Origin of the sequence: Neolewinella lacunae (genome assembly GCF_014349155.1) — a bacterium.
Lineage (GTDB): Bacteria > Bacteroidota > Bacteroidia > Chitinophagales > Saprospiraceae > Neolewinella > Neolewinella lacunae.
The window spans coordinates 67,889-80,765 of the sequence record NZ_JACSIT010000142.1; the positions used below are offsets into that span (position 1 = coordinate 67,889).

9 protein-coding genes are annotated in these 12,877 nt (G+C 52.0%); 8 read left to right on the forward strand and 1 reads right to left on the reverse strand.

The features are described 5' to 3' along the window. Window positions 1-432 precede the first annotated feature (432 nt). From H9S92_RS17520 to H9S92_RS17555, 8 genes are all read left to right on the forward strand, one after another. The gene (locus H9S92_RS17520; RefSeq protein WP_187467999.1) at window positions 433-3,597 is read left to right on the forward strand and encodes a PQQ-dependent sugar dehydrogenase; all 3,165 of its coding nucleotides are present in this window, start codon (window positions 433-435) and stop codon (window positions 3,595-3,597) included. Window positions 3,598-4,662: 1,065 nt separating this feature from the next. Beyond that, window positions 4,663-5,826, forward strand: coding sequence for a hypothetical protein (locus H9S92_RS17525; RefSeq protein ID WP_187468000.1), 1,164 nt, complete (start codon window positions 4,663-4,665; stop codon window positions 5,824-5,826). Window positions 5,827-6,320: 494 nt separating this feature from the next. After that, window positions 6,321-6,686: an efflux RND transporter permease subunit gene (locus H9S92_RS17530; protein WP_264757989.1), complete on the forward strand. Its 366-nt coding sequence runs from the start codon at window positions 6,321-6,323 to the stop codon at window positions 6,684-6,686. A gap of 81 nt (window positions 6,687-6,767) precedes the next feature. Beyond that, the gene (locus H9S92_RS17535; RefSeq protein ID WP_187468002.1) at window positions 6,768-7,892 is read left to right on the forward strand and encodes an efflux RND transporter periplasmic adaptor subunit; all 1,125 of its coding nucleotides are present in this window, start codon (window positions 6,768-6,770) and stop codon (window positions 7,890-7,892) included. Window positions 7,893-7,919: 27 nt separating this feature from the next. After that, window positions 7,920-8,156, forward strand: a complete 237-nt coding sequence (locus tag H9S92_RS17540) for a hypothetical protein (protein WP_187468003.1) — start codon at window positions 7,920-7,922, stop codon at window positions 8,154-8,156. Window positions 8,157-8,780: 624 nt separating this feature from the next. Then, the gene (locus H9S92_RS17545) at window positions 8,781-10,031 is read left to right on the forward strand and encodes a hypothetical protein (RefSeq protein ID WP_187468004.1); all 1,251 of its coding nucleotides are present in this window, start codon (window positions 8,781-8,783) and stop codon (window positions 10,029-10,031) included. Window positions 10,032-10,299: 268 nt separating this feature from the next. Continuing rightward, window positions 10,300-10,455 (forward strand): hypothetical protein, encoded by a 156-nt coding sequence (locus H9S92_RS17550; protein WP_187468005.1) that lies wholly within the window; start codon window positions 10,300-10,302, stop codon window positions 10,453-10,455. A gap of 520 nt (window positions 10,456-10,975) precedes the next feature. Continuing rightward, the gene (locus tag H9S92_RS17555) at window positions 10,976-12,118 is read left to right on the forward strand and encodes a DUF4221 family protein (protein ID WP_187468006.1); all 1,143 of its coding nucleotides are present in this window, start codon (window positions 10,976-10,978) and stop codon (window positions 12,116-12,118) included. On the opposite strand, the gene H9S92_RS17560 is transcribed toward H9S92_RS17555, so the two are convergent. Beyond that, the coding region (locus H9S92_RS17560) for a transposase (protein ID WP_187464848.1) at window positions 12,105-12,877 on the reverse strand (773 nt) is incomplete at its 5' end. The genes H9S92_RS17555 and H9S92_RS17560 overlap by 14 nt on opposite strands.

The window sequence follows — 12,877 nt, forward strand, 5'->3', positions numbered from 1 at the left end:
TATGGGAAAAATTGTGTCGTCCTTCATAGCTGGGGGCCAGGGAAAGGATCCAGAACCACCCGGTAAGTCAAAAACAAAAAACGCTGCGATCGCTGGAGGGCACGTAGGGAAGCCGCTTCGGTGGTTGAGCCCCGCCGAAGGAGGTTGGTTTAACTTCACTTTACGCTCTCTACTAACGCAAATCTTCAAAAAACGAGGGCCGGGGTCTTGCGGCTCAGAAGATGGGACTACAGAACTTTCCAATAGTCACCTTCCGAACAGCGGAGCGTCGGAACCACTCTAAAGCATAAAGATAAGCAAAAGCGGAAATGGAAAAGGTTAATTCTCCTCACATTAATCCTTTCCCGCATTCGTCGGTACCGGATACTCAAGCAAGTTACCTATTGACTTGTTCGGTTTATCTTGGCGGAATTATCCCTTAGCACCCCGATTATGCCGTTTCCTTCCTTCATTCGTTTTTCCCTGGTTTCGTTACTGTTGGCGGGTCTTTTTCTGCTGCCGGGATGCGATTCTTCCCCGGCGGGTGGTTTTGAGGTCGTCTCGTTGCCGGCGGATGGTCCGGTGCTGGTGGTGGGTAGCCCGGAGCGTAGCTTACTGGAACGGATCAGGCAGGGCCTGCAGCAGGATACGCGGCTGGCGGCGTACCGGATGCTGGACGAAGACAGCCTTTTCCAGTACCGCAACCTCGTCTTGCAGCGGCCGTTGGCGGACAGCATGACGGCGCACCGGCGGACGGCGGTTGAGCGCTTCGTCCTGGCGGGCGGCCGCTTGCTGATTGTGGACGAGCGGCCGGCGGTGCGGTACGCCTGGGATTGGTACGCGCGGATGATCGACAGCAGCCGCCAGGATCTGGCCGTGGGCCGGGGAGCGGTATTGCACGTGAAGGACCAGAGCGCGCCGGTGGGGACGTTCTTCGCTCCTTCAACTTCCCTGGCACCTGCGGCCGCGCCCACCGGAAGTGCGGCGGCGCTGCGACTGCCCCCGGCGGCACCAAAGGACGACCGTTTCCAGATTGAGGTGCTGGACAACGACATCTACGAGCCCATGGAAATGGAGGTATTGCCTACGGGCGGCGTGCTCTTTCTGGAGCGGCGCGGCAAGATGAAATTTTTCGACCGGGGCCAAACGAAGGTGGTCCACGACTTTGCGGTGTGCATTGAGGGCAACTACGAAGACGGCCTCCACGGGCTGGCGCTCGACCCCGGCTACGGGCAGGACAATGACTACATTTACCTGTACTACAGTCCGGCGCCCTGCGACTCGACCGACCAGTTGCTTTCGCGTTTCCGTTTCCGGGACGGCGTGCTGGATACGGCCAGTGAGCAAGTGGTGCTGCGGGTGGCCGTGCAGCGCGAAACCTGTTGCCACTCCGGCGGAAGTGTGGAATTTGGTCCGGACGGCCTCCTGTACCTGAGCACGGGCGACAATACGAGCAGTAAGGAAAGCGATGGTTACAGTCCGCTCGACGAGCGCCCGGGGCGTGGCCCGTACGACGCCCAAAAATCCAGTGGCAACACCAATGATCTGCGGGGGAAGATCCTCCGCATCCGCCCCACGCCCGAGGGGGGCTATACCATTCCGGAGGGCAACCTCTTTGCGGACGGCAAAGGCGGTAGGCCGGAGATTTACGCGATGGGCTGCCGCAACCCTTTCCGCATTGCGATTGACCCGTGGACGAACTACCTCTACTGGGGGGACGTGGGGCCGGACGTGGGCCAGGACGGCCGCTACGGCCCGCAGAGCTACGACGAGTGGAACCAGGCCCGGGCGGCGGGCAATTTTGGCTGGCCCTATTTTGTGGGCAACAACTTTGCTTACCCCAGCCGCGACTTTGCCACCGACCAGGTTGGGGCGCTTTACGACCCTGCGCGGCCCATCAACGCCTCGCCGAACAACACGGGCGCGCGGGAGTTGCCGCCGGCCCAGCCCGCCTTTATTTGGTACCCCTACGGCCCGAGCAAGGAATTTCCCGTTCTGGGCCAGGGCAGCCGCTCGGCCATGGCCGGCCCTTTTTACGATCCGGCGCGCCTGGTGCCCATCACGAACAGCGCTCTGCCAGAGTACTACCATGGCAAGTGGTTCATTTACGAGTGGGCCCGCAGCTGGATTAAGGTGGTAACGCTGGACAGTGCGCGGCAAAACATTGTACAGATTGAGGACTTCCTGCCGGAGTTCCCGATCAGCAAGCCCATTGATTTTAAAATTGCCCCCGACGGCTCGATCTACCTGCTGGAGTACGGCAACGACTACTTTTTGAACAACCCCGACGCGCGGCTCGTCCGCATCAGCTACTCGGCCCGCAACCGTCCGCCCCTGGCCCAGCTGACGACCGACGAAACGGCCGGGGGCTTGCCCTTTCAACCGACGCTCAGTGCGGAAGGGAGCAGTGACCCGGATCCGGGTGACAGCCTGAGTTACCGCTGGTTCATCGACGGAGCTTTTCAGGGCGAAGGCATAAATTTCCAGCCCGTCTTGACGCAGCCGGGCAGCTACCTCGTCCGCCTGGAAGTGCGGGATGCGGAGGGCGGCACGGCGGAGGCGACGGTCAATCTGGCGGCGGGCAACGCACGGCCGGCGCTGGCCCTGGAGCTGGAGGGCAACCGTTCTTTCCTACTGCCGGGGCGTTCGCGGCTGCGCTACGCCGCCAAAGTGGAAGACCCCGAAGACCGCGCAGCGGGCAAGCTATCGCAAGACCGGGTATTGGTGAACGCTACCTGGATTGAAGACGAGGCGCTGGCGACGGGCCTGCGCCGCGGCGAACAGCAGTTGCCGAGTGGCAACCTGGCCTACGCCCGCGGAGCGGCGCTGATGGCGGCCTCCGACTGCTCCACCTGCCACAAAGAGCGGGAAGAAAACGTGGGGCCGCCCTACCTGAGGATTGCCGAGCGCTACGACGATGCGCCGGAGACGATTGCGCGCCTGGCGGGCAAGGTCATCAAAGGCGGCAACGGGGTGTGGGGCGAGCGGCTGATGTCGGCCCACCCCACCCTGAGCCCGGCGGAGGCGGAGACGATGGTGGGTTACATCCTGGCGCTCAACAACGGTGGCTTGCCAGTGGCGGGGCAGGTGAGCCCGGGTGCGGGCGCGGGCAGCTACGTGCTGGCAGCGAGCTACCGCGACGGGGGTGGCAAGAATACGCCACCACTGGTGGGACAAAAGACGGTGGTGCTGCGTGCGCCCTGGCTGGAGGCGGAGCGGGCCCACGATGGGCTTTACCGCGCCGGGGTTCCAGGCAGTGGGCAGCCGGGGGCTTTTCGCATCGTCACCTTCCGTCCGGGGGGCTGGCTGCGGCTGGCCGACATCCACCTGCTGGGCATCCGCCAGGTGACGGCCCACCTGCACGCCAATGCGCCGGGCGTACTGGAATTGCGCTACGGCAGCCCCGAGGGACAAGTGCTGGCCAGCGCCACACCCGCGCCGACTCAGGGCTGGGACCAGCGCGACGCGGTAGCCCTCCGCCTCGGGCCGAGCGTGGATGCTTTGGCTCCGGGGGATCTTTACCTGGTTTGGAAGGGCGAAGGTGGCGTGGTGGCCGATGACATGGGGCACCACCGGCCGGGGGATTTGGGCTGGGTGGATGCGTTGGAGGTGAAGTGAGCGGGGCTGCTGCGCAGCTTTTTTTGAACCACTAAGTTTTATGGGCTGCTGCGCAGCTTGTTTTTGAACCACTAAGAACACTAAGTCCACTAAGAAACACTAAGAAGACTTCGTTTTAGGGGGGCTGCTGCGCAGCTTTTTTTGAACCACTAAGAACACTAAGTCCACTAAGAAGACTTGGTTTTTGGGGGGCTGCTGCGCAGCTTTTTTTGAACCACTAAGTTCACTAAGTTTAGGAGCCGCACTTGGTTGAGTCGCTATGCGGCGAAGTGCAGGCCAAGGTATTTTATCTCGCGGCGAACGCAGTCCCACTAAAGGTAATTCTTTGTGGAAGGGAAGCAGTCGCCGCACAGCGGCTCTACCATTCACCTTAGTGCCTCTTGTGTATTAGTGGTTCAAAAACGAAAGCGAAGCGTTGAAAAGTCTTAGCTCCTCTTCGTGTACTTAGTGGTTCAAAAACGAAAGCGAGGCTCCCCCTGCGGGCTACCTTTCTCCGCTGCAACAGCGGGAGCTTTACGAAGCCTTAGGCTATCCGGAGGGCATCGATAGGGAGGCGTACCGAGCACTGGAAGTGGCGAAAGTCCAAGAAGAAAATAATGAAAAAGAAGAAGATTAATGCGCCAAGCCTTCCCATCTGAAATAAATTACGGGACATTTGGGGACATTACGAGACATTTGGGGACATCGATTTGGTGGTACCGCTTCATCCTCCTAATTTAGTTCCCGATGACAGACACCACCAGGTCTTTTTGCTGGTGGCCCGGTGCCGGAGTGGGATAATGATGGTTAAATTTTTTCGTTAATAAGCGTTTTGTTTTCAAGTGCATTGCCATGTTGTCTCTGGCTTTATTCTTTGCTGGCACACCAGTTGCGGCTACTGGTGGCGGTGGGGGTGGAAGTTCCAGTCAACTAGGACCAGCTGGTCCGGTAATTGGGTGCTAAACCTGAACAGGCAACTGCTAGAAACCAGAAAGGCTATCCGCTCACTTACCGTTCTTTATTCTAGTAGTTGCCCCTTTAGCGTCTCCTACTTAACACAAAGAACAGTCTCTAAAAAACCCAAGAATGCACTTAAAAGCATTAACGATTATTTTTCTAGCTCTATCGCTACTGACATGCTCGGGCAACCAACCATTTGTGGACGACGCTCCGCACCAGTCCTTTAGCAATTACGAAATACCTCTTGGCTCCAAAGATAAAGTCGCCAATATAACTTCTTTGGTCAAAAATGTCACTACGGTAAAGCTGTCAGATGAAGTAAATTTAAAAATTGGCTCGGTTTCCTTCTTCTTTGTACTCGACTCGATGGATATGATCATTGGGGATAAAAACACTGGATGGATCCTGAGGATCGATCAACATGGAAAGGCAAAATGGGGGATCCAGGCGGACAAAAAGGGGGACTACAGGTATTATACTTCAATTCATGAATGTGCTTTCGATCCTTTTAATCAGCAGTTAGTCGTTTATGACTTTACGCACCGGTTCTATTATGACTTATCAGGTAATTTTATAAAAGTAGAAAGGAATGCCAAATTTACTTCTCGGCAAATGTATTTTTATTCGAATAGCGATATTGTTTATTCCGCCCAGGGCTTGAAAAATTTCGATTACTTTGACACTCCAAAACAATTGATCTGGGAGCAAGACAATGAGCTCAAATCCGGCTACATAGAAGAAACCTTTTATGCTCCGTCAAGTGTCATGGTAGGTGGATTCGAAGAATTTAGTAAGTTGAATGGAATGCTAACCTACCACCCTACTTTTCGCGACACTTTCTATTCTGTAGACCTGCCTAATGTTTATCCGGACTTTACTCTAAGGTTAAAAGGAATGGAGACAACTGATGATGTAATGAAGATGGAAGGTGTCATCCAAAAACTTAGATATGTTTACGACCGTGACATACCCTTGCTACAATGTTTTGCAGTTGACTCAAACAAGGTATTACAAACCTACATCATACCGCCTACCTTTTTCTTTAACGTTTTTGATCGAAACACTGAAAAGATTCTAGTAAATCATCAGTTCCTGAAGTTTAAAGAGCACATAATCCAGGCACCACTGCTCTATCACGATGGCTATTTCCTTACGACATTAACGCAAGACCAAGTTGACCATTGCAACCAGTTAGATAAAAATGCTGCTTCCGTTTCTAAGGCGTGGCGAGACGATTTCTTAAAAATGAGGGGCGAAGAGTCAAAAGTGCTCTACTTGATAGAAGTATGATCGAGGGCTGGATATACTTTCGCCAGACGCCCCTAAAAACAAGCCTCCTGAAGATAAAACACCACAAAAGCACTTTCTTTACCACCCTCACCTGCCCCTGGCCGTACAAACACTGGCAGTGGGGACGGGAGGGAGATTTACTTTGTTTCAACTGACGAGGACACCGAAATTTACACCACCCAGCTTCCTGCGTTTTGAATTGGGCAAGCCTTTTCAAGCCTTCACAATCGTCGTGTGCATTAGCTTCTTCGGGGCTCCCGCGGCCGTACGCCCCTACAAAAGATATCTGGATTCTTGACCGGGCTCTCCCCTACTCTTTTCATTGAGGAAACGTGAAGATTTCGTTCAGTTGGATATGGCTTTAATGCAGGGCCAAAATTTTGATTCCCCGATCCCCAAAAATCACCCACCTCCCCAAAAGAATTAACTATTTTTGGGCATCTGCTCCACCGGCGTAGCTTACCCTCAACACATCGGACATTCCCTACCAACTCCTGCACCGCCCCGTTGCCGTTTTGCTCACTACCCTGACGGTTATCGTGCTGGGCCTTTTGGCGGCGGCGCGCTTGCCCATTTCGCTGTTGCCGGAGGTGGGCATTCCCCGCGTCAGTGTACAAGTGAGCTACCCCAACGCGGCGGCGCGTACGGTGGAAGATGCAGTCGTTGCCCCCTTGCGCAATACCCTGTTGCAGGTCAATGGCCTGACGGATATCCAATCGCGGTCCCGCGACGAAGCGGCCATCCTTTACCTGGATTTTCCCTTTTCTTCACCTGCGTATTTTTTTGAAAAAAAATCCCCTCTAGCCCCTACCTGTAGGTTGGTCCGTGTCCTTAGAGCTCGTATAAATAGGAATGGTTAAAAAGCGAAGCGCTGAATTAGGCCGATAAGCCTTATTTTTACCCATCGTGCACCCGCTTTTCCATTTCTATTACCCTAGAGCATGTTCACTCCACTGCACCTTACGCGCTGGCTTTTGCCCCTTTGCCTGTTTTTTGCCGCCTGCGGACCGCCGGCTGAGGACCCCGAAAGTGACCCAACGGCGGCGGCGGCGGCCAGTCCGGCGGAAGTCCCATTGGTGCAAACCGTGGAGGCGCGCGTGGGCCGCCTGCCCCTGCGCCGTCAGGCCACGGGGAAGTTGCGGGCGCGGAACGAGGTCGTCATAAAAAGCCAACTCGGCGGGCCGGTGCTGCGGGCCCCGCAGGAGGGTGCGCTCTACGCGGCGGGAGACCTCCTGCTCTCCATCGATCCGCGCCCCCTGGAGCTGGCCCGCGACCGCGCCGCTGCGGCCCGCGACGAGGCAGCCTTCCGCCGCCGCGACCTCCTGCTGCGCCTTTCGCCCGAAGATTCCACGCTCGTCAGTGCGCTGGCGCGGGAAAACATCCTCATCCAATCGGGCTTGCCCGCCGCCGAGGTGGCACTGGCCGAGGCGACTTTCCAGCTCAGTTTGGCCCGCCTCACGGCACCCTTTGCCGGGCGGGTGGCCGACGTAAAAATCCAGCCCGGGCAGCAAATCAGTCCCGGCGAGGAGGTCTGCACCCTGATCGACCCCCGCTCCCTCGAAGCCGAATTTTCGTTATTGGAACAGGAAATTGCGCTGACGCAGGTGCTCCCCCCCGGCCCCCCGAAAGGGGGGAGTAGGGACAAGGAGCAAGGGAAGGTCTACGTCAGCCCCATCGCCCGCCCCGAACTCCGCCTCGCAGCCGTCCTCGATATCCTCAATCCCCGGATTGACGACGGAGGTCTGCTCCGCGCCCGCGCCCGCCTGGTGAACCCCAACACCCCGGGCCTCTACGCGGGCATGAACGTAGCCGTCAGCCTGGAAAGCGCCGCGCCGCCGGCCATCGTCGTACCCAAAACGGCCGTCTTGATCCGTTCCGGCCGCACCCTCGTCTTCACCTACGACGAAGCCACCCAGCGGGCCAAGTGGCAGTACGTCACCGTTGCCTACGAAAACGACGAATCCGTCGCCCTCAGCGAAGGCGTCACCGCTGGCCAGCGCGTCATCATCAACGGCGGGCTTACTTTAGATCATGATTCGCCGGTGCGGGTGGGGGAAACGAACTGATGCCTGAAACACTAAACCGAACCTGAGATGCCTAAACTAAAATTCAAGCAAGATATCGCGGCCGAATTCGGCTTCTCTGAGAAAACCTTGCAAAGAAAATTGACGGCCCTTGGCCTCAGCCTTCCGCGTGGCTACCTTTCTCCGCTGCAACAGCGGGAGCTTTACGAAGCCTTAGGCTATCCGGAGGGCATCGATAAGGAAGCCTACCGAGGGCTCGAAGCGCTGACAAAAGAGGGCGGAAACGATGAAAAAGAGGAAGATTAATACAACAATTCTTTCACCCGCAATAAATTACGGGACATTTCGATACATTTCGGGACATCAATTTGGCGGTACCGCTCCATCCTCCTAATTTAGTTCGTGATGACAGACACTACCAGGTCTTTTTGCTGGTGGCCCGGCGCCGGAATGGGATAATGATGGTTAAATTTTTTCGTTATGAGAGCTATGTTTGCACGATTGGCGTTACTTTCCATTGCCTTTTTTGGAATTCAAACAACAGCATCACCCCAAGGCGGCCCTTTTATTCAAGCACAATACCCAATGGTGACTTATTGCCCAGGGGGTAGTGGAGAATGGGTAATCCGTTGCAATTACGGCCCCGGCTCTTGCGAGGCGTGGCAGCAACGGTTTCGCTCCGGTGATTTCCAATGAGGATTGAGCTACTGAAACACGAAGAAAGAGGCCTTCTTAATAAAAGAGTCCTCCCTCTTTTTAATGTATTTCGTGCATGATTTTTAAACCTCTGACAAGTAATTGCTTTGGCCACAAAAAATGGTATGCATAGTAAATGGCGTTTTTTTAAATCAAGTTTATAACCTCGTAAACCACCAGTAATTACAGGGCTACAAACGCTTTTAATTCAAACAATCAAATAATTTAAAATTCATGAACAATCCCATTTCCCTATTGTCGCTCGCCAATTTCACCATCTTTCTCTCTCTTTCGGCAGTTTTTCTTGGCTGCAGACACACCTTTACACCTCAATTGACCGATGACAGTGTAGAGGTCATTGCCCTCGGCGAATTTGAAAAATTAAATTTCAAGGAAACTTTTGTCATTAATCGCTACGTTCCACTCCTTTCCGTAGAAGGCATGGAGTATCTTCACAAGATTGACAAAGTGAGAATTTACGAAGACGACATTTACGTTCTTCAAGAGCAACTTGACCGCACTTTATTCAAGTTTTCGTCTGAAGGAATAATGCGAAAAAGTATAGACGGGGTTAACGCAATAGATAAAAAATTTTACGCCGTAAATGATTTTGTAGTTCGCAACAATGAAGTAGTTCTCACTGATCGCTTACAAAGTCAGATAATATTTTATGACCGTGATCTAAATTACTTGCGACACTTGGATTTAAACCTGCCCAACGGCCTAGTAAACTTAAACTTTCTACCGTCAGGAAAAATCGTTGCGCGACCCGTTATTGAGAACGGTGAGCCTAGTTCTCTTTATCTGAACTCGCCAGAAAACCCAGCTGTATTCATGCCGATGATTGGATTTAAGGGTATTGCTCAAACTCCGGCAGCTCTTGATCGCGTAATGATGTACGAAACCTTTTTCCCATCTGCTTCATTTAATTCGATGCTTTATGCAGACCTATGGCATGGAAACATATGGGAAGTAGACGAAACCGGAGTAAAAGAAAAATATAGAGTTGAAATACCTAAATCACTCCAATTTTCGCAGGAAGAGCTGCAAGCTATGGAGCATATGAACGCCGAAGAAATACTATACCACACCTTAAATTTAAAAAGAGAAAAATTCATACTCTTTGACCAAATTTTTGAGAACGAAGAGATGTTGATAATTTCTTTCACCAGACCATGGCGGAGAAATTTAATAATAAAAAATAAAATCACCGGGAAAATAGAATACAAAGCAATCCATTTTGACGACCTTACACCAAATAACATTGACCAATCCTTGCCTCTTAAATATTTAATAGGATTTACTGATACTGGAGAGTTGATTTTTTATCACGACGCAGAGGAATTTAAAAACCGAGCGGATGCCATGAAATATGAACATCCTTCAAATCATCAATTCACCTCAGAGGAAACACAATTTTTAGCGGCTGCTAATCAAATTAATGAGAACTGTAGCGTGGTTCTTACTTTTGTTTCTATAAGATGATAGCTAATTCCCCAAGATTAACATTCGTAGCACCATCACTTGTTAGTATGGCACTCTACAAACTGGCTACCAGTTCAGCCTCGGCACAGCAGTTCTCACTACCGGTCGTATCATAGTTAAGTTAGAGTTAGAGTCAGATTAGATTGCACGGTAAAGATCTTGTAAACACAAGGCTTTCTGCTTCGCTTTGAACAAGAATGGTTACCTGGCAAGTCTGCCGATGACCCATAGTGAGAACTGCTGGCCTCGGCGAAGAAATTTGCCCCTCTTGGACCTCAAGCTTCAGCAAGGAGACCTTTCTCCGCTGCAACAGCGGGAGCTTTACGAAGCCTTAGGCTATCCAGAGGGCATCGATAAGGAAGCCTACCGAGGGCTGGATGCGCCGATAAACGAGGGCGGAAACGATGATAAAGGGGAAGATTAATGCGCCAAGCCTTCCCATCTGAAATAAATTACGGGACATTACCGGACATTTCGAGACATTAGCGGACATTTCGGGACATTTGGGGACATCGATTTGGTGGTACCGCTCCATCCTCCTAATTTAGTTCGCGATGACAGACACCACCAAGTCTTTTTGCTGGTGGCCCGGGGCCGGAGTGGGATAATGATGGTTAAATTTTTTCGTTAAGAAGCGTTTTGTTTTCAAGTGCATTGCCATGTTGTCCTTGGCCTTATTCTTTGCTGGCACACCAGTTGCGGCTACTGGTGGGGGTGGAGGTGGCGGAGAACCAAGATATGATGGGGAATTTATGCATTGTGAACCTCCGAATGGAGGGGAAGGATACGCCTGTATGCTATGCTACTACCGCTCTACCTTGGGATGTGCCAATCCAAATTTCTGTCACGAGTGCTGGTAAATTATACATAGTCCATTCACTCCCTTACTTTATCAGGGTGAGGAGAAGTGAGTGGCTCTTTTGGGATTTTAATATACAAGCTCCATGAAAAAGGTATGTTTCTTAATAACTGTGGTGCTTTTCTTTGCCTGTGGTTCTTCAGATTCAGCAGGCGTGCCAAGCGAAAATTGTCAGATTGACAAATCTGACATATTGGATGTACCAAACCTTGGCTTTGATACCAAATATCGACATACTCAATACCTGGAGGTAAACGGCCAAGCCTTGCTGTTTGCGTATAGTCAAAAGTTTAGCAGAATCGATGTACTGAATTTGAAAAATGGTGAGCACCAGCCTTCTATTACTCTTGCGCAGGAAGGACCGGAGGCGGTAGGGGACATCTCCAGTTTTCACGTCATTTCGCTCGACTCTATCGCCATTCTAACTTTTCAGGACTTTCTCTTTGTGAATAATGAAGGTAAAGTGCTGGACCGAATGAAAATCAATGGCAGCAACGCGGACTTTACAGGTTTGGACTTTAAGAAACACTTTCTATACAATAGCCTCATGAACACTTCTCCCATATTGCCTATGGCCGGAGGGCGCTGGGCAGTGGCCGTCCGGCGTATCGACGCCTCGCGTGATATGCCTGCTTTCTACACCGGCACTAAAATGGTATTACTGGACCCAAGAACCAAAACAATCCAAGAAACGGGGATAGAATTCCCTGAAGAATTCCGCTCCGCGAATTATCCCGTAACCAGTTTACTTGCCTGTAGGGATCGAGACGGAATCACATTTGCGTTTGGCAGCGCCATGGGTTTGTACCACTACCAGGAAGCCTCGGGGCAGATTAGTACGGTCAAACTCGTTGGGGACACCTACGAAAAAGGTATGGACACTTTCGTTGGAGACGTTTATGACACAAAATCTCTCAATAGCTATGTATCAGAGAACTCCCAAATGGTGAGCCTGTTGTTTAACCCTTATTTAGGACACTATTATCGGTTTAATTATGGCCCATACCCTTTTGAAATCACTGGAAACGAAGGCAAATTGGGTTATCTTTATCTTACAATTTTAGACGCTAATTTTCGCATTTTGGCCCAAGAATGCCTCCTATGGGATTTTCAATACTATGGTGCCGCGCCAACGCCAAATGGCTTGTTTATCTACACGTCCAATGACGAGGAAGATTTGTCTCGGTTTACTTACTCAATGGTCCGCTGCGATTTCAAGCTGCTCTAGCGGCGTAGTTCCTGACCTCCGCCAGTACCTCTTGACTTTTTGGCAGGTTCGGGTCAATCCCACACCTGCTGAAAATGCGTAAAGCCAAGCGCTCATTGGTATAGGCAGTTGTAATATCAGCCATGGAAAATGCTCCGCGTTCAAGGTCGGGAACCGCTAAGTGGTGGGCAGCTTTAGCCAAATTAACTACCGTTAGCGCGCAGTTGACGTGGAAGTCGATCTTAAGCCAATCACGCCCTTGCCCCTCTTCTAAACCGCTGAACTGCTTGCCATCGCGGAAAATGAATTCTTGTTGGTAACGACAGCGGTAAGCATGGACAATTTGTTCGGCTGGCTGATCAACATCGGTGCTCATGTATACCTTCACAGACTTGATTTTGTTTTTTTCGTCAAGTTGGTGTATAACCACGATACGGATTTTTAATCCTGCTACTTTTAGTTGAACCACGCCCGTCCAAGCAACGGTTTGAGGTGAACTCAGCGCTTCCACTCGACTAAATACGGCAGGATCAAGGTTAAATAAGTTGACAAAGCCAGCATATTCCTTAGGCCGCCCTTTTGACTTTTGTGGTCCGCTGTAGTAGTAGCGCAGACTGACGTTTTTACGCAAGCGGGAGACTACATGAAAACCTGCATTGACAACGCGTTGGATGAATGGATTTCGGGAAAAGTACGCATCGACTACCACGTATTTACTGATCTGGAGCAGTTCGTCAGCCCGTTGCTCAAGGATTTCGGCATAATAATCCAGCAAAGATT

Bases quoted from the DNA above. Each gene is read 5' to 3' on its own strand.
- H9S92_RS17520 (WP_187467999.1), top strand. From the start codon at position 433: ATGCCGTTTCCTTCCTTCATTCGTTTTTCCCTGGTTTCGTTACTGTTG.
- H9S92_RS17525 (WP_187468000.1), top strand. From the start codon at position 4,663: ATGCACTTAAAAGCATTAACGATTATTTTTCTAGCTCTATCGCTACTG.
- H9S92_RS17535 (WP_187468002.1), top strand. From the start codon at position 6,768: ATGTTCACTCCACTGCACCTTACGCGCTGGCTTTTGCCCCTTTGCCTG.
- H9S92_RS17540 (WP_187468003.1), top strand. From the start codon at position 7,920: ATGCCTAAACTAAAATTCAAGCAAGATATCGCGGCCGAATTCGGCTTC.
- H9S92_RS17545 (WP_187468004.1), top strand. From the start codon at position 8,781: ATGAACAATCCCATTTCCCTATTGTCGCTCGCCAATTTCACCATCTTT.
- H9S92_RS17555 (WP_187468006.1), top strand. From the start codon at position 10,976: ATGAAAAAGGTATGTTTCTTAATAACTGTGGTGCTTTTCTTTGCCTGT.